Below are 26,140 nucleotides of genomic sequence, written 5' to 3' on the forward strand. Positions count from 1 at the left end.
TCCTGACCACCAGCGCCACCGTGCGCCGCATCGTCAACATGACGGCGCTGGCCGTGGTGGATGCGCAGCAGGAAGCCGCGGAAGAAGCCAAGAAGCGCCGCCGCTGATCGCACCGTCTCGTTGCAGACACGCGGGCGCCCCCAAACGGGGCGCCCGTTTTCATTCGGGATGGTAAAACCTAGCTTGTCCTTTACCTGGAGACGACATGCTGGCCGATGCAATGTATGCCTGGTTTCATTACCTGGCGATCTTCGTACTGGTGGTGGTCCTGACCGCCGAAGCCGTCCTGCTGCGGCCCGACCTGACGCCGGCCGGCGTCAAGCGCCTGATCATCTACGACCGCCTTTACGGCGTGTCCGCGATCCTGGTCCTGGTCACCGGCGTGCTGCGTTTGACCCTGGGCGCCAAGGGCGCCGTGTTCTACATGAGCAATCCCTGGTTCCACGCCAAGATCTCGCTCTTCGTCGTCATCGCGCTCTGTTCCATCCCGCCCACGCTCACGTTCCTGCGCTGGGCCAAGCAACGTCGCCAGCAGCCCGAGTTCGTCCCCGCCCTGCCCGAGATCAAACGCGCGCGCCGCTGGGTAATGATCGCCTCGCACCTGTTCATCTTCCTGCCGCTCTTCGCGGTGCTGATGGCGCGCGGCATCGGTTTCTGATGCGGCCGGCAGCTGACGCAATCGGCTAGGGGCAGCGCGCCCGCGCCGGGCGTTCCGGCTCCTTGCCATCGACGATGAACGTGTCGAAGCGGAACACGCCCGCCGCTTCGTTCTCCACCACGTCGATCACCTCGCCCTGCAGCGTCTGCATCACGGACTGGCCCTCGGGCACGTTCTCATGTCCCGGCCGCTTGGCGGACTGTCCATTCCACGGCGAAAAGACAAGGATGCCAGGGTACGGTTCAAGCTCGCCCGCGGCCTTGCGCCGAGCCGTCTTGAATTGCGTTCCCGGGGCATAGGTCAGGCCGCCGAACGGCGTGCTGCACGCCAGTTCCGCATCCGTGACCCGCAGCACTTCGCGCGACGCATCCAGGTAGAGGCTGGGCCGGCTCAGATATAGCCCGAACAGCTGCACGGCCGTCGTGCCGTTCACTTCCACCCGCCAACGGTCCGCGTCGCGCGAACCGTCGACATAGACAGTGCCGTCCGACCCGCGCAGCACGGCGCCCGGCGCAATCTCCAGGCCCCCGGCCCGGTTGCCTTCCGCCAGCACACATTCCTCGAACGCTCTGATCGCGCCGTCAGGCGTCACGTCGAACTTGATCTCCTGCGTGGCATCGCAACGCCAGCCTTGCACCTCCTGTACGCCCGCGCCGCGCAGGATTACCGAACGCGGATGCCTGCCCAACAGCGCATAGGTTTCCTTTTCGTACTCGGCGTCCAGATACCGCCGCGCCCAGGTCGCCTCCACGCCCAGCATCGACACGGCTTGCGGAAAACTGGCCTCGACGTAGGTCTCCAGCTTGCCTTCGTCCTGCAGCTTCAACCGGGTGCCCGCCGGCATCTCCACCCCGCTCACCGTCGTGGTCTGCTGCAACGTCACATTGCGCGCCGCTTCGCCGCGTTCGATCTCCCGCTCCAACTGCCACATCATGGCCTGGAACCACGCATAGAAGCTGAACGGCACCAGCAGCACCAGGCAGAGCAACGCCGACGTCTTCCAATACTTGCGAACCATGCGCCGCGCGCCGCGGCTGACGGTCAGGACCAGCGCCCACCCTAGCAACAGAAGTCCGGCGAAAAAGCCGGCGGTAAGCAAGATGAAGAAACTGGCGCTGGGAAGTGCTATCGGAATCATGGCGGTGATGCTATCCGAAAAATTACTCTATTTCGAATTATCAGAATTTTATTAAAGACGCCGTTTGTAGGACCGACTGTAATCACACCTGTCGACGGGAAGTACGCCCCAAACCGCTGAAAAGCGCCGTCGGCGATAGCTTTTCGGCCTATTTGACGAACTCAACATCATGAAATCCAAAGTAATCATCGCACTGACCCTCGGCGCCCTCGCTTCCACTTCGCAACTGGCGTTTGCCGCCGACGGCACGATCAATTTCACCGGCGCGATATCGGCCAACACCTGCACCATCGACGGCAACGGCACCGGCAACAAGGACTTCAACGTGCTCATGCCCGCGGTCGGCGTCGACGCCTTGAACGGGGCGGGCAAAACGGCCGGCACCACGCCATTCACCATCCGCCTGACGGCATGCACCCCTGATACCGGCATGGTCCACACCCTGTTTGAACCCGGCGTCAACGGCAATGCCGCAACCGGCAACCTGACGATCGGTGCGGGCGGCGCCACCAACGTTGAAGTCCGCCTCCTGAATGCCGACGAATCGCCCATCAACGTCACCGTGCCCGACGAAGCCCAGAACTCCAAGGCCGTTTCGCTGAGCAGCGGCGAAGCCTCGCTCAATTATCTGGCCCAGTACTTCGCGCTCGGCCAGGCTGGCGCCGGCGCCGTCAACGCCACCGCCAAATACACCATCATCTATCAATAAGCCGCCAGGCTTGGCGCTTGCAATGCCTGGAAGCCGCCCGGATCAGTAGTCAAGCCTCCACATATAGTCCGAGGAAACCGATGAACCCATTCAACGTAGTTCTTGCTGCCGGAACACTGGCAGGTTGTATCTTCGCCGCCGCGCCGGCAACCGCATCCGTCGTCATTGGCAGCACTCGAATCATTTATGAGGCCGGGCAGGCGGAAGTCAACGTCAAGCTCAAGAACGAGGGCAGCCAACCCGCCCTCACCCAAGCCTGGATCGACAAGGGCGACTCCAAGGCGGCGCCCGGATCCATCCAGGTCCCGTTCATCGTGACCCCGCCCGTCACCCGCATCGACCAAGGCAAGGGCCAGACCCTGCGCCTGATGCACACGGGCGAACCGATGGTGCAAGACAAGGAGTCCGTGTTCTGGCTCAACGTGCTGGAAATCCCGCCCAAGGAAAAAGCCAACCAGAACCTCTTGCAGATGGCTTTCCGCTCGCGGATCAAGCTCTTCTACCGGCCCGCGGGTCTCAAAGGCAAGGCCGAGGACGCGCCCTCGCAGGTCAGCTGGCGCCTGGTCAAGTCCGGCAACCGCAACGCCATTGAAGCCACCAACCCGACGCCGTATCACGTCACCTTCATCGAAGTGAATGTGGCAAGCAACGGCAAGAGCGCCAAGTTCACCGATGGGGACATGCTGGCCCCCGGTGAAAAGAAGGTCCTTCCCCTGGTGGGCGACGTTGTCCAGGGCGCCAACTCCGAAGTGACGTACCGCTTCCTGAATGACCACGGCGGCGCCGTCAAAGGCGCCCGCGCCCTCAGCCCCACCTAGCAAAACCCAAGCGTTGCCGGCCCCGCACTGACCGGCCGGCAGTTCGCTCTCAAAACCACTACTCGACGCCTGCAGGGGCGGCGCTAACGGCCGGAATCACCCAGCCAACAGCGCCGCGCCTGATCACGCACGCCCTCACCATGAAACCTCTTGCCACCACGCCGCACTTCGCGCTTGCCGCGATCACGCTAAGCCTGCTCAGCGCAACTGCCTGGGCCGCAAGCGCCGAGCTCGCAGCCTTGGATGCGGACGTGGAGTTCAACGATGCCTTTCTGGGCGAGGCGAACGTGGACGTCAGCCAGTTCGCGCGCTCGAACGGCGCCATCCCGGGCACCTACCGTCTCGACGTGCTGGTGAACGACCGCTGGCTGGGGCGTTCCGATGTGCGGATCGGCAAGCCGTCAGGCAACACGCCGCTTCAAGCGTGTTTCGACCAGACGCTCGTTGAACTGGTCGGCATCGACCTCACCAAGATCGACGCCGCGCTTGCCGCGCGGCCGAGCGGCAACGAATGCGTTGCGCTGGCCGAGCTGGTGAAGGAAGCGCGCGCGGAGTTCAATGCGGGCGAACAGCGGCTGAACGTGACAGTGCCGCAGGCGTCGCTGGTGCGCCAGGGCCGCGGTTATGTGGACCCGAAGCATTGGGACGAGGGCGTGCCGGCCGCGCTACTGAACTACAACACCAACTTCTACACCTCTCGCGCCAACGGCAAGGCTTCGACGCAGAGTTTTGCCGGTCTGAATGCAGGCGCGAACGCGGGCCCCTGGCGCTTCCGTCATTCCGGCAACGCGACGAAGGGCAGCAAGAGCGGCCTGCAGTATCAAAGCGTGCAGACCAACCTTCGGCGCAACATCACCCGCATGAAAAGCCAGCTGGTCATCGGCGACGCGTTCACGGACGGGTCCACCTTCGACAGCGTCGGCTTTCGCGGCGTGCAGATGTCCAGCGACGACCGCATGTATCCCGAATCGCAGCGCGGTTTCGCGCCGACGCTGCGCGGCATCGCCAACACCAACGCGCGCGTCCAGGTGCGCCAGAACGGCAACATCATTTATGAAACCACCGTCGCTCCCGGCCCGTTCGTCATCGACGACCTGTATGCCACGGGATACGGCGGCGACCTCGAAATGGTGGTCAACGAAGCCGACGGCCGCGTCCTGGTGTCGCGGGTTCCCTTCTCCGGCGCCGTGAATTCATTACGCCCGGGCGTAACCCGGTACAGCGTCACCGCGGGCCAGTACCGCACGCCGCAGACGGCCGACCGGCCCCTGATGGCGCAAGGCACCGTCCAGCACGGCATCAACAACCTTGTGACCGCCTATGGCGGCGTGACCGGGGCGCAGGGCTACGCCGCGGCAATGGGCGGCGCCGCGCTGAACACCGACTTCGGTGCATTCGGCCTGGACGTCACCCAGTCGGCCACGCGCCTGCCCAAGGAAAAGAACCGCAACGGTCAAAGCGTCAAACTGAGCTACTCCAAGTTTCTGGCGCCCACCAGCACAAGCCTCACGCTGGGCGCCTACCGCTATTCCAGCCGTGGCTACCTCAGCATGGCCGACGCGATGGAACTGAGATCCCGGCAGGAGCACGGGCAAGGCGCTGGCCAGTACGGCACGCAGCGCGGCCGCCTGCAGGCCACCATCAACCAGAACTTGCCGCAGGGATATGGATCCATCCATTTCACCGGATCGACGCAGGATTACTGGGACAAGTCCGGCCGCGACACGCAGATCCAGGCCGGCTACAGCAACAGCTACAAGCGCGTGAACTACAGCGTTTCGGCCACGCGCCAGCTCAACCTGGGCACCCAGAAGTGGGACAACCAGGTCATGCTCAACGTGGGCATCCCGCTGGGCCGCCACCAGAACCCGGTGTATGCGTCGACCAGCATGCAGAAGGGATCGGATGGCTCCAGCAGCGTGCAGCAATCCGTGGCGGGCACGCTTGGCGCCGATAACGCGTTCAACTATGGCGTCAGCGCCGGACGCGCCATGTCGTCCAATGGTCCGGCCAACACCAACATTGCGGCGAACGCCTCGTACAACACACCCGTGACCGCCGTGTCGGCCAATGCCAGCACCAGTTCGAACTACACGCAATACGGCGCGGGCCTTTCCGGCGGCGTCGTGGCCTACGGCGGCGGCGTGGTGATGACGCCGACGTCCGGCGAAACGGTCGCCATTGTCGAGGCGAAAGACGCTGCCGGCGCGCGGGTGCTGAACCGCAGCGGGCTGCGCCTCGATTCCAAGGGCCGCGCGATCGTGTCGACGCTGACGCCTTACGCCAAGAACAGCATCGAGCTCGATCCCAAGGGCCTGCCGCTGAATGTCGACCTCAAGGCGACCGAACAATACGTGGCGCCCACCGCCGGCGCGGTGGTTCGCCTGAACTTTGAAACCGAAAACGCAGGAAGCGCGGCGCTGCTGACGGTGGCCACGCGCAGCGGCGAGCCTCTTCCCTTTGGCGCCGACGTGCGGGACGCAGACGGCAACAGCGTTGGCGTCGTGGCGCAGGGCGGCCGCATCCTTGCGCGCGGTTTGAAGGCCACGCAAGGCACCCTGACCGTGAAATGGGGCGCGGACGCTGGCGAAGCTTGCACGTTCGGCTACGCCCTTCCCGCGCAGCCTTCCAAGGATGCATCGCTGCCTCAGGCTAGCGGACTACTTTGCGAGGGGCCGGCGCCCACCCGAATAGCCAAAAACTGATGACGAGACCATTGATGAAAAAGACCATCCTGCTTGCGGCGACGGGGCTACTTGCCCTGCTGGGCTCCACCACCTCATGGGCCTCCGCGACCTGCACCCAGACGACAAGCTCCGTTTCGGTGAACACGCCGCCCCACATCACGGTGCCTCGGGATGCGGCCAGTGGCACGGCCCTCACCGGCTGGCTGACAACCGACGCCACCACTAACTGGTTCAATTGCACCGTTTCTCAGGGCACCGGCACGGGAACGGGTGTGCGCGCGCTCATTCCCAGCGCAGGACAGACGAAGGTGGTCGACGGAATCACCTACGATGTCTTCGCGACTGGCGTAGATGGCCTCGGCATCATCATCGGCGGCCGCACCTACACCAACGGCTGCGGGTGGGGAGCATTCCAGGCCTTCAACCAGAATTGGCGAGGGGTTGGATGCAACACAGCGGGCGCCGTCACCAACGGCGGTCAGCTTCGCGCGATGTACATCAAAACCGGACCGGTGGCCACTGGCACTACTTCACCGTTAACTATTGCGTCCGCGGTATCGCTATCGAATCAGGAAGGGGGCAGCCTCATCCCAAATCTGAGCCTCGAAATCAAGTTCGTCACCATGCCGACGCTGTTGATGTCGCAAGCCTGCACCACGCCCGACGTTTCTGTATCCCTCGGTTCCCCCAAGGCGTCGGTCTTCACGGGCAAGGGTTCGTCCAGTCAGCTTGTTCCATTCGATATATCGTTGAATGGCTGCCCGGCCGGAATGAGCGCCATCCACTATCAGATCGACGCCGTCACTCCCATCGTGGACGCCGCAAACGCGGTCGTCGGCCTGGACGCGAATTCAACGGCCACGGGCGTCGGCGTCCAGTTGCTGGACGCCAACGGAAATCCCGCGGTGCTGGGCACGATGCTGCCGTTTGCCGGTTACAACGGCGCATCGGGTGGCAGCTTCAAGATCCCCTTCCGGGCGAGATACCGACAAGTCGGCGACAAGGTCACGCCCGGTTCAGCCAACGCGGCGGTGACGTTCACGATGAACTACCTGTAGCCGCCAGCCTTCCCACACCACCGTACATGTGGGTGCCGGGCAGTGGTATCGGAATCATGGCAGCGATGTTTTCGGCAGAATTGCCCGTTGGCCAACTATCAAAATCCTATTAAAGACAGCGTATGCCGGAGGGACTGTAATCATCCCAGTCGACAAAGGCTGCCTTCAAGCCCAAAAGCACCGTCGGCACCTCGTCTCTCAACTTTTTCGAGTCCCCCTGATCATGAAATCCAAGACGTGTGTTGCGATAGCCATTGGATTCCTCGCTTCGCTTTCGCTGCCGGCATTCGCAATCGACGGCACAATCACCTTTACCGGCGCCGTGTCTGCCAACACCTGTACGATCAATGGCAACGACACCGGCAGCCAAAGCTTCAACGTCCTCCTGCCTACGGTCGGCGTCGACTCGTTGACCTCACAAGGTCAGACCTCCGGCAGCACCCCCTTCTTCATTCGTCTGTCGGCATGCACTCCCAACACGGGCACGGTTCGCGTCCACTTCGAACCCGGCGCCAATGGCAACACCGTCACGGGCAATCTCACCACCGCCGCCGGCGGGGCCGGCAATGTTGAAGTTCGCCTCCTGAACGGCGATGAATCCGCCATCAACGTCACCGTTGCCGACGGCTCCCAAAACTCCAAATCCGTCGTCCTGGCCAGCGGCGAGGCAACGCTCAAGTATTTCGCCCAATACTTTGCGACTGGACAGGCCAGCCCCGGAACGGTCACGGCCACCGCCAAGTACACCATCGTCTATCAATAACTCTGGAAGCGCCGCCGTCGGCATGTCTCGACGCCACCCGGATCAGTAATCAAGACCCCGTATACAGTCCGAGGAATTCCATGAGCACGTTCAAAGTAATGCTTGCGGCAGGAGCCCTCGCTGCCAGCATGGTCGCTGCCGCGCCAAGCGCCGCATCCGTCGTCATCGGTGGCACTCGAATTATTTATGAAGCCGGTCAAGCTGAAGTCAACGTCAGGCTGAAGAACGACGGTGCGCAGCCCGCGCTCACGCAAACCTGGATCGACACGGGGGACAGCACGGCCGCGCCGGGTTCCATCCACGTGCCGTTCATCGTCACTCCCCCAGTCACCCGCATTGACCAGGGCAAGGGCCAAACGCTGCGTCTGATGCATACGGGCCAAGCAATGGCTCAAAACAATGAATCCGTGTACTGGCTCAACGTGCTGGAGATTCCCCCCAAAGACAAGAACGGCCATAACCTGCTGCAGATGGCGTTCCGCTCTCGCATCAAGCTGTTCTATCGTCCCGCAGGACTCGAAGGCAAGGCGGATGACGCACCGGCACAGGTCACCTGGCGTCTCATCAAATCCGGCTCGCACAATGCCGTCGAAGCCACCAACCCCACGCCTTATCACATCACCTTCGTCGAAATCGATGTCGTCGGCGGCGGCAAGCGCGCGACGTTCACCGAGGGCGACATGTTGGCGCCTGGCGAGACAAAAGCGCTGCCCCTATCAGGCGACGTTACTCCGGGAACAAACACCCAAGTCGTATACCGCTACTTGAACGACTACGGCGGCGCCGTCACGGGCACACGAGCCCTCGTGCCTACCTGACCCGCCGAAAACACCGCGGTCGCTCGCGCACGTTCCAGAAATGATGGGTTCCTTAGCAATGGCGCAATTTGGACTTGCCGCAATGACGCTTGGCTTGCTCGGCACATCTGCCTACGCAATGGGTACCGAGCTCGCGGCGCTGGACACCGAGGTGGAGTTCAATGACACCTTTCTGCAGGGTTCCAGCGTGGACGTGCGCCAGTTTGCGCGATCGAACAGCGTAACACCGGGAATCCACCGACTTGATGTGCTGGTCAACGACCGCTGGCTTGGGCGATATGACGTGCGCATTGGCAGGCCTTCGTCAGGTTTGGCATGGATGCAGCCGTGTTTCGATCAGGCGCTTACTGAACGCGTGGGGATCGACCTGAGCAAGGTGGACGCCACCATTACCGCGCGGTTGGACGATGGGCACTGTATTGCAATATCCGATCTCGTAAAGGACGCCCGCGCCGACGTTGATGTCGGTGAACAGCGCGTCAACATGAAAGTTCCGCAAGCGTCGCTGCTCCGGCAGGGGCGCGGTTCTGTGGATCCAGCACATTGGGATGAAGGCGTCACTGCAGCGCTGTTCAATTACAACGCAAACTTCTACCAATCGCGTGCCTACCGCGCGACTACCACGCAAGCCTACGCCGGACTGAATGCAGGCGCGAACATCGGCGCCTGGCGGCTTCGGCATACCGGTAATGTGACCCATGGCAGCAAGATGGGCACCCAGTATCAAAGCGTGCAGACGAACCTGCGGCGCAATCTGACCAGCATCAAAAGCCAGTTGCTCATCGGAGACGCGTTTACGGATGGATCCACCTTCGACAGCGTCGGGTTTCGTGGCGTGCAGCTATCCAGCGACGATCGCATGTACCCGGACTCGCAGCGCGGCTTTGCACCGACCATCCGCGGGATCGCAAGCACCAACGCGCGCGTCCAGATCCGTCAGAACGGCAACATCATCCACGAAACGACGGTCGCGCCCGGCGCATTCATCATTGACGACCTCTATGCCACCGGATACGGCGGAGACCTGGAAGTCGTCGTCAACGAAGCCGATGGCCGCGTCCTGGTGTCCAGGGTCCCTTTCTCCAGCGCAGTGAATTCCTTGCGTCCCGGCGTTACTCGATACAGCGTTACGGCGGGCCAGTACCGCAATCCTCAGGCGCTGGATCGGCCATGGATGGCGCAGGCGATGGTGCAGCATGGCATCAGCAATCTCGTGACGGCATACGGCGGACTGACCGCTGCGCAAGGCTACGGCGCCGTATTGGGTGGCGCGGCGCTGAACACGGCCTTCGGCGCATTCGGCCTGGATATCACGCAGGCGGCCACACGCCTTCCCAAGGCGGAAAACCGTACCGGGCAAAGCGTCAGGCTGAGCTATTCCACGTTTCTCGAACCCACCAGGACCAGCGTCACCCTTGCCGCCTACCGCTATTCCAGCCGGGGCTATCTGAGCCTGACAGATGCAATGGCGCGAAGATCCCCGCAGGCGCAGCCATTAAGCACCGACCAGTACGCTACGCAGCGCGGGCGCCTGCAGGCGACGATCAACCAAAGCCTGCCTCCCGGCTACGGGTCTCTCCATTTCAGCGGATCAACCCAGGACTACTGGGATCAACCGGGCCGCGACACGCAGATTCAGGCCGGCTACAGCAATAGCTTCAAGAGCGTGAACTATGGCGTTTCAGTGTCTCGCCAGCTCAATGTGGGCATGCAGGAGTGGAACAATCAGATCATGCTCAATCTGGGCATTCCGCTCGGCCATGGACGAAACCATCTCTACGCCTCAACCAGTCTGCAAAGAGGCTCGGATGGATCGGGCAATATCCAGCAATCCATCGCAGGAAGCCTCGGCGCCAATAACGAATTCAACTATGGCTTAAGCGCCGGCCGCAGCACGACGCGCTATGGACAGGCCAACACCAACGTAGCCGCCAATGCGGCTTACATAACACCTGTCGCCACAGTGTCCGCCAGCGCCGGCACCAGTCCAAACTACACGCAACATGGCGCAGGCATTTCCGGAGCCATCGTCGCCTACGGCGGCGGCGTCGTGTTGACGCCAACCGCCGGCGATACGCTCGCCATCGTCGAGGCGAAAGACGCCGCAGGCGCCCGGGTGCTCAACGGCACCGGATTGCGCCTGGACTCCTCGGGCCGGGCGGTGATATCGACCCTGACGCCCTATGCCAGAAACAGCATCCAGCTCGATCCCAAGGGCCTGCCCTTGAATATCGAGCTCAAAGCGACCGATCAGCACGTGGCGCCCACCGCTGGCGCGGTGGTCCGCTTGAGTTTCGAGACAGAAGACACGGGAAATGTGGCGCTGCTGACGGTAGTTTCGAGCAATGGAGCTGCCCTGCCCTTTGGCGCCGACGTGCTGGACGCGGAGGGAACGCGTGTCGGCGTCGTGACGCAAGGGGGCCGCATCCTGGCGCGCGGACTGAAATCCGACAGCGGCACCTTGACCGTCAAGTGGGGCGCGGACGATGCCCAAGGTTGCACGTTCGATTACGCGCTTCCGGTGCAGCGTCCGATGATGGACGCATCCCTGCTGCAGATCAGCGGCCTGGTGTGCGAAGCGCCAGATCCAACTACATTGGCCAGGCATTCACGATGAAAACGTCGATCAAGAAGTCGCAACTCCATGCCGCGCTTGTTCTGCTTGCGGGATTGGGACCTGCCACCACCTGGGCCGCGGCGACCTGCAGTCAGGTGTTGAGCGTGAGCACTGTCAACACCCCGGCACCCATTTCTTCTCCCCGGGATGCAGCCCCCGGCGCATCCCTTTCAGGATGGCTGGAATCCGAGGCGTCGACAAATTGGTATAACTGCACCGCATCCGCCGGCACCGGCACGGGAACGGCAATGAAGGTGTCCCTACCTGCCGCCGGCCAAACCAAGGTGGTTGACGGCATCGCCTACGAGGTCTACGCGACAGGCGTCAATGGCATAGGAATCATCGTCGGTTGGTGGAACTTTGCCAACAGTTGCTCGTGGAGTGTATTGCGGGCAGTTACCTCCCAAAACTGGAGCTCAAGAACATGCAATGGGCAAGGCGACGTCACTAACGGTGGACATTGGCGCGTCATGTTCGTCAAAACTGGACCTATCACAGCCGGTGCCTTGCCGCCAATAAGCGTCGGCGTGGCGCGGGCGGTTCGTCATGAGCCCGGCGGCGAAGCGTTGCTTATTACAGGCATGGAGCTCAATCTGTTCACCGTGGGAGTGTCGGTCCAATCTCAGGCTTGTTCCTCCTCCGACGTATCCGTATTCCTGGGCTTACCCAAGGTGTCGGTCTTCTCAGGCAAAGGGTCGTCCAGTCAAGCCGAGACATTCGATATTTCGTTGAACAACTGCCCATCGGGACTGAACGCCATCCACTACCAGATCGACGCCGTCACGCCGATTGTGGACAACGCCAACGCGGTGGTGGATCTGGATGGCAGCTCCTCGGCTGCTGGCATTGGTATCCAATTGCTCGATGGCGACGGAAATCCGGCCATCCTGGGCACGAAGCGGCCATTTACCGGATACAACGGCGCGACGGGAGGAAACTTCAAGATCCCCTTGCGGGCCAGATACCGTCAAACCGGCGACACGATCACGCCCGGCTCCGCAAACTCGGCGGTGACCTTCACGATGAGCTACCTGTGACGGCGAGCGACACTTCGTCGCCGCACCTCGCCGGCCGCACCTCGCCGGCCAAAAAAAAACGCCAGTCAGCGCTAGGCTGACTGGCGTTTTGCCGGAAGGGGGTGCCTTCCGGGTATGTCGTGCGAATTAACGCTTGTCCATCGGGGGCACGTCGCGCGTGACCGAACCGGTGAACAGCTGACGCGGACGGCCGATCTTGTAGTCGGGATCCGACAGCATTTCGTTCCACTGGGCGATCCAGCCCACCGTGCGGGCCAGCGCGAAGATGGCCGTGAACAGCGAGGTCGGGATGCCGATGGCGCGCTGGACGATACCCGAGTAGAAGTCCACGTTCGGGTACAGCTTGCGCTGGACGAAATACGGATCCGACAGGGCGATGCGTTCCAGTTCCATGGCCAGCTTGAACAGCGGGTCGTTTTCCAGGCCCAGGGCCGAGAGCACTTCCTTGCACGTTTCCTGCATCAGCTTGGCGCGCGGGTCGTAGTTCTTGTAGACGCGGTGGCCAAAGCCCATCAGGCGCACGCCCGAGTTCTTGTCCTTGACCTTCTCCATGAACTCGCCGACCTTGTCGATGCCGCCGTTGGCTTGCAGTTCTTCGAGCATCTGCAGGCAAGCTTCGTTGGCGCCGCCGTGAGCCGGGCCCCACAGGCAAGCCACGCCAGCCGAGATCGCGGCGAACGGGTTGGTGCCCGACGAACCGCACAGGCGCACGGTCGAGGTGGAGGCGTTTTGCTCGTGATCGGCGTGCAGAATGAAGATGCGGTCAAGCGCGCGCTCGACGACTTCATTGACCTTGTAGTCTTCGCACGGCGTGGCGAACATCATGCGCAGGAAGTTGCCCGTGTAGGACAGGTCGTTCTGCGGGTAGATGAACGGTTGGCCTTGCGAGTACTTGTACGCCATCGCAACCAGCGTCGGCATCTTGGCAATCAGGCGGATGGCCGAGATGTGGCGATGTTGCGGGTTCGTGATGTCGGTGGAGTCGTGGTAGAACGCGGACAGCGCGCCAACCAGACCCGTCAGGACGGCCATCGGGTGGGCGTCGCGGCGGAAACCACGCAGGAAGAAATGCAGCTGCTCGTTGACCATCGTGTGATGGGTCACTTGCGAATCGAAATCGGCCTTTTGTTCCTGGTTCGGCAGCTCGCCGTTCAGGATCAGGTAGCAGATGTCCATGAAATCGCAGTTCACGGCCAGCTGTTCGATCGGGAAGCCGCGGTACAGCAGTTCGCCCTTGTCGCCGTCGATGTACGTGATGCCCGATTCGCAGGCAGCCGTCGACATGAAGCCGGGGTCAAACGTGAACATGCCCGTCTGGCCATACAGCTTGCGGATGTCGATCACATCCGGACCGACCGTGCCCTTGTAGACAGGGAACTCAATGGGTGCGCTGCCATCCGAGAAGGACAGAGTGGCTTTTTTGTCAGACAGGTTCATGTTTATTCCTCTCAATTAATCAGAGCGCGCGCATCTGGCCAATAATGCCTCGAAGCCTGGGCGTATCCAGCTCGCCTTCGAGTTCCTTACGGGCCAGCAGCAGATCGAGAAGATCGTTGTCTCCCATCTCGAAAAGCTGGGTCAATGCGGCCACGTCATCATCGGTAAGTTCAGCCTCGTGGGCATCCAGATACCGGGTGATGATCAAGTCGTTTTCGAGCAGGCCGCGGCGCGCCCGCCAACGCAGTCGCGCCCGCTCCAGTTCAGTAAGCCTGCTCATCTTTACACCTTAAGGTAATACCCCCACGCCGCACCCGCTACGCGGGCTTGCTGCCCCCCGAGGGGGCGTTTTTGCCTTGGGGCGGCCCGGCGGCAAAAAAAGCTCTCGGGCCGAAAATCACTAAATTAACTTCAACCTAGACAGTGCGACGGACCATCAGTTCCTTGATCTTGCCGATCGCCTTGGTCGGGTTCAGTCCCTTCGGACAGACGTCGACGCAATTCATGATCGTGTGGCAACGGAACAGGCGGTACGGGTCTTCCAGGTTATCCAGACGCTCGCCGGTGGCTTCGTCGCGGCTGTCGGCGATGAAGCGGTAGGCTTGCAGCAGGCCGGCCGGGCCGACGAACTTGTCCGGATTCCACCAGAACGACGGGCAGGAAGTGGAACAGCACGCGCACAGGATGCACTCGTACAGACCGTCCAGCTCTTCGCGCGCCTCGGGCGACTGCAGGCGCTCTTTTTCGGGCGGCGGCGTGTCGTTGATGAGGTACGGGCGGATCGAGTGGTACTGGTTGAAGAAGTGCGTCATGTCCACGATCAGGTCGCGGATGACCGGCAGGCCGGGCAGCGGACGCAGGACGATCGGTTCCTTCAGTTCGCGCAGGTTCGTCGTGCAGGCCAGACCGTTCTTGCCGTTGATGTTCATGGCGTCGGAACCGCACACGCCTTCACGGCACGAGCGGCGCAGGGCCAGGCTGTCATCGACGTCGTTCTTGATGCGCACCAGCGCATCGAGCAGCATCTTGTCGGTGGGCTGGAGCTCGACGTCCAGCTTCTGCATGTAGGGACGCTCGTCCTTGTCCGGATCGTAGCGGTAGATTTCGAACTTGACGATTCTCTTGGTGCTCATAGTAGGCTCAATCCGGACTTAGAAGGTACGCGCCTTGGGCGGGAAGGATTCGACCGTCAGCGGCTTCATCTGAACAGGCTTGTAATCCAGGCGGCTGCCTTCGGAGTACCACAGCGTGTGCTTCAGCCAGTTCTCGTCGTCGCGCGTCGGGTGATCGTCCAGCGCGTGCGCGCCGCGGCTTTCGGTGCGGGCGGCGGCCGACTTGATCGTGGCGCGGGCCACTTCGGTCATGTTCGCCAGTTCCAGCGCCTCGACGCGGGCGGTGTTGAACACCTTGGACTTGTCCTTGAAGTAGATGCTGTCGGCTTGTTTGGCCAGGTCTTCGATCTGAGTCACGCCTTCGTTCAGCAGTTCCAGCGTGCGGAACACGCCGCAGTGGCGCTGCATCGAGAAGCGGATGGCGTTGCCGATGTCTTGCGTCTTTTCGCCGGACGTACGCGATTCCAGCTTGTTGATGCGGTCCAGCGAGAACTCGACAGCCTGTTGCGGCAGATCCTGGTGCGCGCGCTGGCGCTCCGGATGCGAATTCACGATGTGGTTGCCGGTGGCGCGGCCGAACACGATCAGGTCGAGCAGCGAGTTCGTGCCCAGGCGGTTCGCGCCGTGGACCGACACCGCGGCGCACTCGCCGATGGCGTACAGGCCGTTGACGATCTTGTTCTCGCCGTTTTCACGCGTGAGCACCTGGCCGTGGTAGTTGGCCGGGATGCCGCCCATCTGGTAGTGAATGGTCGGGACGACGGGGATCGGTTCCTTGATCGGGTCCACGTTGCCGAACTTGATGGCGATTTCGCGGATCGAGGGCAGACGCTTGTTGATGACGTCGGCGCCCAGGTGATCGAGCTTGAGCACGACGTAGCTGCCGTCCGGACCGCAGCCGCGGCCTTCCTTGATTTCCTGGTCCATCGAGCGCGACACGAAGTCACGCGGCGCCAGATCTTTCAGCGTGGGCGCATAGCGCTCCATGAAGCGTTCGCCATCCTTGTTCAGCAGGATGCCGCCTTCGCCGCGCACGCCTTCCGTGATCAGCACGCCCGCGCCGGCCACGCCGGTCGGGTGGAACTGCCAGAATTCCATGTCTTGCAGCGGGATGCCGGCACGGGCAGCCATGCCCAGGCCGTCGCCGGTGTTGATGAACGCGTTGGTCGAAGCGGCCCAGATGCGGCCCGCGCCGCCGGTGGCCAGCACCGTGGTCTTGGCTTCCAGGATGTAGATTTCGCCCGTTTCCATTTCGAGGGCGGTCACGCCCACGACATCGCCGGCTTCGTTGCGCAGCAGGTCCAGCGCCATCCATTCGACGAAGAACTGGGTGCGCGCGGCAACGTTGCGCTGGTAGAGGGTGTGCAGCAGGGCGTGGCCGGTACGGTCGGCAGCGGCACAGGCGCGCTGGACGGGCTTTTCGCCGAAGTTGGCGGTGTGGCCGCCGAACGGACGCTGGTAGATCGTGCCGTCGGGGTTGCGGTCGAACGGCATGCCGAAGTGCTCGAGCTCGTACACGGCGTTCGGCGCTTCACGGCACATGAATTCGATGGCGTCCTGGTCGCCCAGCCAGTCCGAACCCTTGACGGTGTCGTACATGTGCCAGTACCAGTTGTCTTCGCTCATGTTGCCCAGCGAGGCGCTCACGCCGCCTTGCGCGGCAACGGTGTGCGAACGCGTGGGGAACACTTTGGACAGCACCGCAACGGACAGCCCGGCTTGGGACAGTTGCAGCGAACAACGCATGCCGGCTCCGCCGGCGCCCACGACCACCACATCAAACTGGCGGCGCGGCAAAGATTTCAGGACAGAGACCACGGCTTAGATGCTCCAGAGGATTTGCGCGAAGTAAACGACCGAACCGACCAGCCAGAGGATCGTCAGCACTTGCAGCAGCAGGCGCACGCCCACCGACTTGACGTAGTCCATCCAGATGTCGCGCACGCCAATCCAGGCATGCCAGGCCAGCGCAATGAATGCAAGGGTGGCCAGGATCTGGCCAACCGGAAGAACGCCCACGTAGAAATTGAACAGCGCGGTCCAGTGTTCGTACGTGAAGGCCGGCATCATCAGGATGCCGATGAGCAGCACCAGCGTGTACACGGCCATGATGACGGCGGTGATGCGCTGGATGATGAAATCCATGACGCCATAGTGGGCGCCGACGACAAGGCGCTTGGGTCCGTAGTTTTTAGCGGCGGCCATTTACAGCACTCCGAACAGTTTGAGAGCGAACACCAGGGTCAGCGCGAGGCTGACGCCGAACACCACGCCGGCGCTCTTCTTGGAGGACTGCTTGTCGATGCCGATGTGCAGATCCAGGAGCAGGTACCGGATGCCAGCACAGAAGTGGTGCAGGTAGCCCCAGACGAGGACGAGGAAAACAAGCTTGACGATCGGATTGCCTGCGTACGCGGCCACGGCGGCGAACGTCTGGGGCGCGGCCACGCTGGCCGCGAACAACGGCAGGATGACCAAGGGAAGACAGAGGAACAACAACGCGCCGCTGACGCGGTGCAGGATGGACAGCTTGCCGGCCAGGGGCAGGCGGTAACTGGCAAGTTGCGCAATACCAATATTGCGAAACTGCGGACGTGGCTTGGCAGCGGTGTCGGACATGACGGCCTCGGTGTTTCGGAACTAGGGAATCGTTACGGCTAAATTGCCGCTGCCCTTACGGGCAAACGCGGTATTTTCGCCCAGAGACGGGTTGGTATCAAATCGTAGGTAAAAAGCTCATCAATTCAGACTATTGCGGTAGTGGTATCGATCGGTCAAGTACAACCCCCGGCGGATTTCCATGGGGCGGTCACCGTACGTGTAAGACACCCGGTCTACCTGCAACAACGGCGTTCCGGCGGCAACATTAAGCAGCGTACAGACTTCAGCCGGCGCGGCGACCGCGCGCAGCTTCTCGTCCGCGCGCACCATGCTGACGCCGAACTCGGATTCAAACAGGCCATAGAGCGGCGCCTTATTGGCGGTCAGCAGCTCAAGGGTGAGGCCTCGGAAAATGGAACCAGGGAGCCAGATGTCATCCAGCACGGTCGGTGTCTGCCCCATGGACAGCAGGCGGCGGATCATGACGACGGTTTCGCCGGCGCGCAGATCGAGCGCGCGGGCGATCTCGGCGGGCGCGCGGGTGCGGCGGCATTCCAGGATGCGGCTTTCTGCGCGGCCGGCCTCGCCCTCTTCGTCGGGGGCCAGGCGCAGAAAGCGGTAGCGCACGCGGGCTTCGTGGTGGGTGGCGACAAAGGTGCCCTTGCCCTGGCGGCGCAGCAGCATGTGCTCGGCGGCCAGCTCATCGACCGCCTTGCGCACCGTGCCCTGGCTCACCTGAAAACGGGCGGCCAGATCGATTTCGCTGGGGATGAGCTCGCCGGGCTTCCATTCGCCGCGTTCGAGGCTTTGAACAAGCAGATCCTTGATCTGGCGGTAGAGCGGACTGAAAGCGGCTCCCTCACCCGTTGGACGGGCGGCGCGATTGCGTAAGGAGGTTTCGGGCCGAGGCTCTGCCATGGATCTTCTTGAAAGTGTCATGTTTATCCGGATGAATGAGAAGGCAGCGCCAGGGATGCGAACTCATCCGTATGCGCTGCTGCCGCCGGTGTTCTGGCTTGATACAGGCGCGCGGCCCAGTGGGCCGCGGCGCATTCGAATAAACGCTCTATTGTGGCATATCGGGAGGCGAGCTGTCCAACGTCTTATGTCTTATATAAGATAGAAGATCAATTGACGCTTACGTTAATTCGATCTAGGATTCAAAGCTGTCCGCGCGACGCGCAGCGCCCTTGGCGGCCGCTTGTTACCGCGCCCAACGATTACACTGATCGGTGAGATTTTTTCTCGCCAAACCATTACGGAGAACGTCCATGTCCAAGCCTGCCTTGCGTGTCGCCGTCACCGGCGCCGCCGGCCAAATCGGTTACGCACTGCTATTCCGCATCGCCTCGGGCGAAATGCTGGGTAAAGATCAACCCGTCATCCTGCAACTGCTGGAAATCCCCGACGAGAAAGCGCAAAAGGCCCTGAAGGGCGTCATCATGGAACTGGATGACTGCGCCTTCCCGCTGCTGCAGGAAGTCACCGCGCACAGCGACCCGCGCACCGCCTTCAAGGACGCCGACGTGGCCCTGCTGGTTGGCGCCCGTCCGCGCGGCCCGGGCATGGAACGCAAGGACCTGCTGTCCGTCAACGCACAGATCTTCACGGCTCAGGGCAAGGCCCTGAACGACGTCGCCAGCCGCAACGTCAAGGTCCTGGTCGTCGGCAACCCTGCCAACACCAACGCCTACATCGCCATGAAGTCGGCGCCGGACCTCCCCGCCAAGAACTTCACCGCCATGCTGCGCCTGGATCACAACCGCGCCCTGTCGCAACTGGCCGCCAAGTCCGGCAAGGCCGTCGCCGACATCGAAAAGCTGGTCGTGTGGGGCAACCACTCGCCCACGATGTACCCCGACTTCCGCTTCGCCACCGTCGGCGGCGAATCGCTGTCCAAGCTGATCAACGACGACGCCTGGAACCGCGACACGTTCATCCCCACCGTGGGCAAGCGCGGCGCCGCCATCATCGAAGCCCGCGGCCTGTCCTCGGCCGCTTCGGCCGCCAATGCCGCCATCGACCACGTCCGTGACTGGGTCCTGGGCAGCAACGGCAAGTGGGTCACGATGGGCATTCCGTCGGACGGCTCCTACGGCATCCCCGAAGGCATCATCTACGGCGTGCCGGTCACGACCGAAAACGGCGAATACAAGCGCGTCGAAGGCCTGGAAATCGACGCCTTCTCGCGTGAGCGCCTGGACTTCACGCTGAAAGAGCTCCTCGAAGAGCGCGACGGCGTCAAGGACCTGCTGAAGTAAGCAGCATGCAGTAAAAGGATTGGGCCCGTTCATGCGGGCCCAATCCTTAAGCGGGTCCGCATTGCGCGGCCGCCGAAGCACAGCACCGCAGTTCGTACCGCATTGAATACCGCAGTACCGTGAAATACACCTGTCTCTTCGCTCTCTTCGCGAAAGATCTTGCCGCGGGGATTGTCGCGCAGGGGACAGATTTATTTTTCGGACCCGCGATAAGGTCGTGGGCTACCAAGAACAGGAGACAACCATGGCCAGACCCGAATCGCCCGGCGCCCTCTTTCGCCGCGCGCTCGCCGAAGAGAATCCGCTGCAGATCATCGGCGCCATCAACGCGAACCACGCCCTGTTGGCCAAGCGCGCCGGCTATCGCGCCATCTACCTGTCCGGAGGCGGGGTCGCGGCGGGTTCGCTGGGTCTGCCGGACCTGGGCATCAACACGATGGACGACGTCCTTACCGACGTGCGCCGCATCACCGACGTGTGCGACGTGCCGTTGCTGGTGGACATCGACACCGGCTTCGGCCCGTCGGCGTTCAACATCGCCCGCACCGTCAAGAGCCTGATCAAGTTCGGCGCGGCCGCCTGCCACATCGAGGACCAGGTTGGCGCCAAGCGCTGCGGCCACCGGCCCGGCAAGGAAATCGTCACCACCGAGGAAATGGCCGACCGCGTGAAGGCGGCCGCCGACGCGCGCACCGACAGCGATTTCTACCTGATCGCACGCACCGACGCGATCGCCTCGCACGGCGTGGACGCGGCCATCGAACGCGCGCTGGCGTGTGTCGAAGCCGGGGCCGACGCGATCTTCGCCGAAGCCGCCTACGACCTGCCCACCTACGATCGCTTCGTGAAGGCCGTCAAGGTGCCGGTGCTGGCCAACATCACGGAATTCGGGAAGACGCCGCTCTTTTCCGTCGAGGAACTGAAGAGCGTCGGCGTGGGCATGGTGCTCTACCCGCTGTCGGCCTTCCGCGCCATGAACAAGGCCGCCGAAGCCGTCTACACCGCGATCCGCCGCGACGGCCACCAGAAGAACGTCGTCGACCTGATGCAGACGCGCGAAGAACTGTACGACCGCATCGGCTATCACGAATTCGAATCCAGGCTGGACGCGCTCTTCCAGAAGGGCAAGGCCTAGTTGCGCAACGTCAGGCGCATGCCGCGGCAGACCCGCGGCGGCGCCCGTCCCATTGCATCTTCCATCGCGTAAGGAAAGGAGTAGAGACATGAGCACGGCTCCCAAGAAGCAAGAAGCCAAATCGGACGCCAAGCCGGAAGAAAAAGCCGGTTTCAAGCCCAAGAAGTCGGTTGCGCTGTCCGGCGTGGTCGCGGGCAACACCGCACTGTGCACCGTCGGCCGCAGCGGCAACGACCTGCACTATCGCGGCTATGACATCCTGGACATCGCCGATACCAGCGAGTTCGAGGAAATCGCCCACTTGCTGGTCCATGGCAAGCTGCCCAACAAGGCCGAACTGAAGGCCTACAAGGAAAAACTGCGCAGCCTGCGCGGCCTGCCCGCACAGTTGCAGGTTGCCCTGGAAGCGCTGCCGGCCGCCAGCCACCCGATGGACGTGATGCGCACGGCCGTGTCGGTGCTGGGCTGCGTGCTGCCTGAAAAAGACGACCACAACACCCCGGGCGCGCGCGACATCGCCGACCGCCTGATGGCGAACCTGGGTTCGGCCCTGCTCTACTGGTACCACTACAGCCACAACGGCCGGGTCATCGACGTGCAGACGGACGACGACAGCATCGGCGGCCACTTCCTGCACCTGCTGCATGGCGAAAAGCCCAGCGACGAATGGGTCAAGGCGATGCACATCTCGCTGAACCTGTACGCCGAGCACGAATTCAACGCCTCGACGTTCACGGCCCGCGTCATTGCCGGCACGGGTTCGGACATGTTCTCGTCCATTTCGGGCGCCATCGGCGCGCTGCGCGGCCCCAAGCACGGCGGTGCGAACGAAGTCGCGTTCGAAGTGCAGAAGCGCTACGAAACCCCTGAGGAAGCCGAGGCCGACATCCGCCGCCGCGTGGAAGCCAAGGAAGTCATCATCGGCTTCGGCCACCCGGTCTACACCGTTTCGGACCCGCGCAACAAGGTCATCAAGGACGTCGCCAAGAAGCTGTCCAAGAAGGCCGGCACGACCAAGATGTTCGACATTGCCGAACGCCTGGAAACCGTGATGTGGGACGTCAAGAAGATGTTCCCGAACCTGGACTGGTTCTCGGCCGTCAGCTATCACATGATGGGCGTGCCCACCGCGATGTTCACCCCGCTGTTCGTCATTGCGCGCACCGCGGGCTGGTCGGCGCACATCATCGAGCAGCGCATCGACAACAAGATCATCCGCCCCACCGCCAACTACGTGGGTCCGGAAGATCAGAAGTTCGTGCCCATCGACAAGCGCAAGTAAAGACAAGCGCAAAAGCGCGATCGAGGGCGCGGCATGGCCACCTGTATTCACTTTTCCGAAGAGGTACTGCTATGTCTGCCCCGATCTCGAACGTACGTCCCGAGCCCGACCAGGTCCTGGCCGATATCGCGGACTACGTGCTCAATTACGAAATCCGCAGCGATCTGGCGTACGAGACCGCACGCAACTGCCTGATCGACACGCTGGGTTGCGGCCTGGAAGCGCTGGAATATCCGGCGTGCCGCAAGCTGCTGGGTCCGGTCGTGCCGGGCACCGTGGTGCCGCAGGGCGCCAAGGTGCCCGGCACGCAATTCCAGCTTGACCCGGTCCAGGCCGCGTTCAACATCGGCACGATGATCCGCTGGCTTGACTTCAACGACACGTGGCTCGCGGCCGAATGGGGCCACCCGTCCGACAACCTGGGCGGCATTCTCGCCACGGCCGACTGGCTGTCGCGCACGGCGGTTGCCTCGAGCAAGCCGCCCCTGTCCATGCGCGACGTGCTGACCGGCATGATCAAGGCCCACGAGATCCAGGGCTGCATCGCGCTGGAAAACTCGTTCAACAAGGTGGGCCTGGACCACGTCGTGCTGGTCAAGGTGGCGTCCACCGCCGTCGTCGCGCAGATGCTGGGCCTGACCCGCGACGAAGTGATCAATGCGGTGTCGCTTGCCTGGGTCGATGGCCAGAGCCTGCGCACCTACCGCCACGCCCCCAACACCGGCAGCCGCAAAAGCTGGGCCGCCGGCGATGCCACCAGCCGCGCGGTGCGTCTTGCGCTGATCGCGCGCACCGGCGAAATGGGCTATCCGTCGGTGCTGACCGCCAAGACCTGGGGCTTTTACGATGTGCTCTTCAAGGGGCAGCCGTTCAAGTTTCAGCGGCCTTACGGCAGCTACGTGATGGAAAACGTGCTGTTCAAGATTTCGTTTCCCGCTGAATTCCATGCGCAGACCGCCGTGGAATGCGCCATGCAGATCCACGATCTGCTGAAATCGCAGGGCAAGAGCGCCGACGACATCAAGCAGATCCGGATACGCACGCACGAGGCGTGCATCCGCATCATCGACAAGAAGGGTCCGCTGAACAATCCCGCCGACCGCGACCACTGCATCCAGTACATGGTGGCCGTGCCGGTGCTGTTCGGGCGCCTGACCGCGGGCGACTACGAAGACGAGATCGCGCAGGATCCGCGCATCGATGCGCTGCGCGCCAAGATCGTCTGCGTCGAGGACCCCGCGTTCACGAGCGATTATCACAACCCCGCCAAGCGCTCGATCGCGAACGCGCTGACCTTGCAGTTCAACGACGGCACGGCGCTGGATGAGATCGTTTGCGAATATCCCATCGGCCACAAACGCCGCCGCACCGACGGTATTCCGCTGCTGGAAGCCAAGTTCCGCACCAACCTGGCACGCGTGTTTCCGCCGCGTCAGCAGCAGCGCATCCTTGCCGCGTCGCTGGACCAGGAGACGCTGGAAGCAATGCCGGTGCATGAATACATGGATCTGTATGTGATCTGAGGGGGTGTCTGACACCGGCAGCTCAGCAGGTGTCTGACACCCATGGCACTTCGGTCCGATCTGACGTCCGTCTCCCGCGGGTGTCAGACACCTGATCAACTCAGCCGGTGTCTGACACCCATGGCACATCGGTCCGATCTGACGTCCCTCTCCCACGGGTTTCAGACACCTGGTGGCACGGCGCGTCGCCCAAGGCTGTCAGATGGCAGCCCGCATACAATGCGGCTTTCCTCCATCGGATCGCGCCATGGCCATGCTCTGGGTCAAGACCTTTCACATCGTCTTCATCGCTTCCTGGTTTGCCGGATTGTTTTATCTGCCGCGCATCTTCGTGAATCTGGCGCAAAACTCGGACGCCACCGTCCAGGAAACGCTGCTCGGCATGGCGCGCCGTTTGTACCGCTTCACCACCATCCTGGCGGTCGTGGCCATCATTTTCGGGATGTGGCTGTACGTGGGTTACCGCATCGGCGTGGGTCCCGGCAACGGATGGATGCACGCCAAGCTCTTTTTCGTGCTGCTCGTCATCGGCTACCATCACGCCTGTGGCCTCATGCTGCGCAAGTTCGAACAGGGCAAGAACACCCGTTCGCACAAGTTCTATCGCTGGTTCAACGAAGTTCCCGTCTTGCTGCTCTTGGTGGTGGTGGCGCTGGTCGTCGTCAAACCCTTCTGATACCCCTACCTTTGCACATTCGCCAGGATTCGTATGTCCTCTGATGAACAGGACCGCCCGCGCAAGACGCTGACGATCAAGAAAACGGCCCGCGACGCCCAAGCCGAGGGCGCGGCCAAACGCACCCGCACCGGCGCCCGCGCGCGCCTGGTCGCGCAGATCGAGCGCGCCCGCGACAACACCGAACGCCAGAAGGACCCCGAGGGCTACCAGCGGCGCCAGGAAGAAGAGGCCCGCAGCGCCCGCAGGCCGTCCGGCGCCGGACGCGATGCGCCCGCCCGCGGCACGTCGCCGCGTTCGGGGCAATCCAGGCCCGGTCAGTCGCGATCCGGGCAAGCCGAGCGCGGCCAGTACGATCGCGGTCCGTCTGAACGTAGCCAGTACGACCGTGGTCCGTCCGATCGCGGCCAATCCGACCGCCCCTCGGCGCGCCGCGGCGCTTCCGACCGCACCCGCGCTGACGACAGCCGCCGCGACGACGCGCCCGGCCCGCGCGCCGGACGCACGCCGCAGCGCGCGCCGCGCCTGCGCGACGACCAGTACATTGCCCCGGCAACGCCGGCCGGCCGCTTCTACGATCCGTTTGAAGACGACGGCCCCGCCCCCGAATTTGCGCAAGAACCCGACTACACGGCTGAATCCGACGACGCGCACGAAGCCGATTTCGAACACGAGCCGGATGCCCCGCGCGAGCGCGCCGCCCCCCGCGTCGACGTCCGCAGCCGCCGCCCCCGCGAGCCGCGCCAAGCTGAGATCTTCACCGTGTTCGCTCCCTGCCCCCAAGGCCTGGAAGAAGCGCTGACCGCCGAAATGCAGGCGCTCGGCTACGAAGATGCCAAGGCGGGCCGGGCCGGCTGTTCGTTTACGTCGGATTGGTCGGGCATCCAGCGCGCCAACCTGTACTCGCGTCTGGCGACCCGCATTCTGGTTCAGGTGGCGCATGCCGAGATTTCCCACGAGGACGACATCCTCGATCTGGCGCGCGATACGCCCTGGGAGCGCTGGTTCGGCGCTGAACAGACGCTGCGCGTGGACACCTCGGCCATCAAGAGCCCGGTGCAGAGCCTGCAGTACTGCAACCTGCGCGCCAAAGACGGCATCTGCGACCGCCTGCGTGAACTCGAAGGCGAGCGCCCCAGCATCGACACGGTGCGGCCGGACGCCCGCGTGCACCTCTTTCTGACGGGGCACACCGCCACGCTGTATCTGGACACGTCGGGCGAATCCCTGTTCAAGCGCGGTTGGCGCCTGGACAAGGGCGAGGCGCCACTGCGCGAAAACCTGGCAGCCGGCATGCTGGCGCTGGCGGGCTGGGATCCGGCCGCGCCGCTCCTGGACCCCTTCTGCGGCTCCGGCACGATTCTGATCGAAGCTGCCTGGATCGCGCTGGGCGTGCCCCCGGGCATCTCGCGCCCGTTCGGCTTCGAACGCCTGCGTGACCACGATGCCTACCGCTGGCGCGACCTGAAGGAAGACGCCCGCGCCCGCATCCTGCCGCAGTTGGACGCGCCGCTGGTCGGCTACGACCTCAATCCCCTGGCCATCGAGTACGCCCGCAACAACGCCGAGCGCGCCTGGCTGACCGCCGACTCGATCCGGTTTGAAGTGGGCGACGCCCGCGAAGTGACGGCGCCCGCCGACCACGGCTGGATCGTCACGAACCCGCCCTACGGCGAGCGCATGGGCGCGGAACAGGACGCCGATCTGTGGCGCGACTGGGCAACCTGCCTGAAGCGCAATTTCGCGGGATGGGAGCTGCACGTCATCACCAGCGACCTGACGCTGCCCAACCAGATGCGCTTGAAGCCCA

Annotated in this window: 23 protein-coding genes; 15 read left to right on the forward strand and 8 right to left on the reverse strand. The window is 63.0% G+C overall.

All coding sequences use genetic code 11. The features are described from left to right. Positions 1 to 205: 205 nt before the first annotated feature. Positions 206 to 658, forward strand: coding sequence for a DUF2214 family protein (locus RT697_RS19935; protein ID WP_312429368.1), 453 nt, complete (start codon positions 206 to 208; stop codon positions 656 to 658). 25 nt (positions 659 to 683) lie between these two features. Here the strand turns inward: RT697_RS19935 and RT697_RS19940 are convergent, their stop codons facing one another. Beyond that, entirely contained in the window at positions 684 to 1,796 is a 1,113-nt protein-coding gene (locus RT697_RS19940) for a hypothetical protein (RefSeq protein WP_313701258.1), read from the reverse strand. A gap of 169 nt (positions 1,797 to 1,965) precedes the next feature. On the opposite strand from RT697_RS19940, the gene RT697_RS19945 reads away from it, so the two are divergent. The 8 genes from RT697_RS19945 to RT697_RS19980 all read left to right on the forward strand — a co-directional run bounded on the left by RT697_RS19945 (position 1,966) and on the right by RT697_RS19980 (position 12,303). Continuing rightward, complete coding sequence (locus tag RT697_RS19945; RefSeq protein ID WP_313701259.1) at positions 1,966 to 2,505, forward strand: fimbrial protein; 540 nt, start codon at positions 1,966 to 1,968, stop codon at positions 2,503 to 2,505. A gap of 80 nt (positions 2,506 to 2,585) precedes the next feature. Next, positions 2,586 to 3,323, forward strand: coding sequence for a fimbria/pilus periplasmic chaperone (locus tag RT697_RS19950; protein WP_313701260.1), 738 nt, complete (start codon positions 2,586 to 2,588; stop codon positions 3,321 to 3,323). Positions 3,324 to 3,463: 140 nt separating this feature from the next. Continuing rightward, a complete protein-coding gene (locus tag RT697_RS19955) occupies positions 3,464 to 6,028 on the forward strand; it encodes a fimbria/pilus outer membrane usher protein (protein WP_313701262.1) in 2,565 nt (854 codons plus the stop codon). 14 nt (positions 6,029 to 6,042) lie between these two features. Then, entirely contained in the window at positions 6,043 to 7,068 is a 1,026-nt protein-coding gene (locus RT697_RS19960; RefSeq protein ID WP_313701264.1) for a fimbrial protein, read from the forward strand. Positions 7,069 to 7,291: 223 nt separating this feature from the next. Further along, the gene (locus RT697_RS19965; RefSeq protein ID WP_313701266.1) at positions 7,292 to 7,831 is read left to right on the forward strand and encodes a fimbrial protein; all 540 of its coding nucleotides are present in this window, start codon (positions 7,292 to 7,294) and stop codon (positions 7,829 to 7,831) included. A gap of 80 nt (positions 7,832 to 7,911) precedes the next feature. Beyond that, positions 7,912 to 8,649, forward strand: coding sequence for a fimbria/pilus periplasmic chaperone (locus RT697_RS19970; RefSeq protein ID WP_313701268.1), 738 nt, complete (start codon positions 7,912 to 7,914; stop codon positions 8,647 to 8,649). Positions 8,650 to 8,731: 82 nt separating this feature from the next. Then, entirely contained in the window at positions 8,732 to 11,266 is a 2,535-nt protein-coding gene (locus tag RT697_RS19975; protein ID WP_313701270.1) for a fimbria/pilus outer membrane usher protein, read from the forward strand. Further along, on the forward strand, positions 11,263 to 12,303 hold the full coding sequence (locus tag RT697_RS19980) for a fimbrial protein (protein WP_313701272.1): 1,041 nt from the start codon (positions 11,263 to 11,265) through the stop codon (positions 12,301 to 12,303). The genes RT697_RS19975 and RT697_RS19980 overlap by 4 nt, the downstream gene beginning before the upstream one ends. Before the next feature lie 126 nt (positions 12,304 to 12,429). On the opposite strand, the gene RT697_RS19985 is transcribed toward RT697_RS19980, so the two are convergent. The 7 genes from RT697_RS19985 to RT697_RS20015 all read right to left on the reverse strand — a co-directional run bounded on the left by RT697_RS19985 (position 12,430) and on the right by RT697_RS20015 (position 18,371). Continuing rightward, positions 12,430 to 13,740 carry a citrate synthase gene (locus RT697_RS19985; RefSeq protein WP_313701274.1) on the reverse strand — a complete coding sequence of 437 codons (1,311 nt, stop codon included), beginning with the start codon at positions 13,738 to 13,740 and terminating at the stop codon, positions 12,430 to 12,432. A gap of 19 nt (positions 13,741 to 13,759) precedes the next feature. Continuing rightward, a complete protein-coding gene (locus RT697_RS19990; protein ID WP_056567847.1) occupies positions 13,760 to 14,020 on the reverse strand; it encodes a succinate dehydrogenase assembly factor 2 in 261 nt (86 codons plus the stop codon). Between the two features lie 136 nt (positions 14,021 to 14,156). Next, complete coding sequence (locus RT697_RS19995; protein ID WP_056322095.1) at positions 14,157 to 14,873, reverse strand: succinate dehydrogenase iron-sulfur subunit; 717 nt, start codon at positions 14,871 to 14,873, stop codon at positions 14,157 to 14,159. 18 nt (positions 14,874 to 14,891) lie between these two features. Beyond that, positions 14,892 to 16,670, reverse strand: a complete 1,779-nt coding sequence (gene sdhA / locus RT697_RS20000; protein ID WP_191576708.1) for a succinate dehydrogenase flavoprotein subunit — start codon at positions 16,668 to 16,670, stop codon at positions 14,892 to 14,894. 3 nt (positions 16,671 to 16,673) lie between these two features. Then, complete coding sequence (gene sdhD, locus RT697_RS20005) at positions 16,674 to 17,057, reverse strand: succinate dehydrogenase, hydrophobic membrane anchor protein (protein ID WP_056567857.1); 384 nt, start codon at positions 17,055 to 17,057, stop codon at positions 16,674 to 16,676. Continuing rightward, positions 17,058 to 17,471 carry a succinate dehydrogenase, cytochrome b556 subunit gene (sdhC, locus tag RT697_RS20010; RefSeq protein WP_056567860.1) on the reverse strand — a complete coding sequence of 138 codons (414 nt, stop codon included), beginning with the start codon at positions 17,469 to 17,471 and terminating at the stop codon, positions 17,058 to 17,060. Positions 17,472 to 17,591: 120 nt separating this feature from the next. Beyond that, positions 17,592 to 18,371, reverse strand: coding sequence for a GntR family transcriptional regulator (locus tag RT697_RS20015; protein ID WP_056322083.1), 780 nt, complete (start codon positions 18,369 to 18,371; stop codon positions 17,592 to 17,594). Between the two features lie 353 nt (positions 18,372 to 18,724). Between RT697_RS20015 and RT697_RS20020 the strand changes: the two genes are divergently transcribed. From RT697_RS20020 to RT697_RS20045, 6 genes are all read left to right on the forward strand, one after another. Next, positions 18,725 to 19,714: a malate dehydrogenase gene (locus RT697_RS20020; RefSeq protein ID WP_054429535.1), complete on the forward strand. Its 990-nt coding sequence runs from the start codon at positions 18,725 to 18,727 to the stop codon at positions 19,712 to 19,714. 244 nt (positions 19,715 to 19,958) lie between these two features. Further along, positions 19,959 to 20,849 (forward strand): methylisocitrate lyase, encoded by an 891-nt coding sequence (gene prpB / locus RT697_RS20025; RefSeq protein ID WP_175122897.1) that lies wholly within the window; start codon positions 19,959 to 19,961, stop codon positions 20,847 to 20,849. A gap of 88 nt (positions 20,850 to 20,937) precedes the next feature. Further along, positions 20,938 to 22,131: a 2-methylcitrate synthase gene (gene prpC / locus RT697_RS20030; RefSeq protein WP_313701277.1), complete on the forward strand. Its 1,194-nt coding sequence runs from the start codon at positions 20,938 to 20,940 to the stop codon at positions 22,129 to 22,131. Between the two features lie 71 nt (positions 22,132 to 22,202). Then, positions 22,203 to 23,654, forward strand: a complete 1,452-nt coding sequence (locus tag RT697_RS20035) for a bifunctional 2-methylcitrate dehydratase/aconitate hydratase (RefSeq protein ID WP_313701278.1) — start codon at positions 22,203 to 22,205, stop codon at positions 23,652 to 23,654. 247 nt (positions 23,655 to 23,901) lie between these two features. Next, on the forward strand, positions 23,902 to 24,330 hold the full coding sequence (locus RT697_RS20040) for a CopD family protein (RefSeq protein ID WP_313701280.1): 429 nt from the start codon (positions 23,902 to 23,904) through the stop codon (positions 24,328 to 24,330). 33 nt (positions 24,331 to 24,363) lie between these two features. Continuing rightward, the coding region (locus RT697_RS20045; RefSeq protein ID WP_409517468.1) for a THUMP domain-containing protein at positions 24,364 to 26,140 on the forward strand (1,777 nt) is incomplete at its 3' end.

Source organism: Achromobacter sp. (assembly GCF_032113835.1).
In the GTDB taxonomy this organism is placed as follows: domain Bacteria; phylum Pseudomonadota; class Gammaproteobacteria; order Burkholderiales; family Burkholderiaceae_B; genus Achromobacter.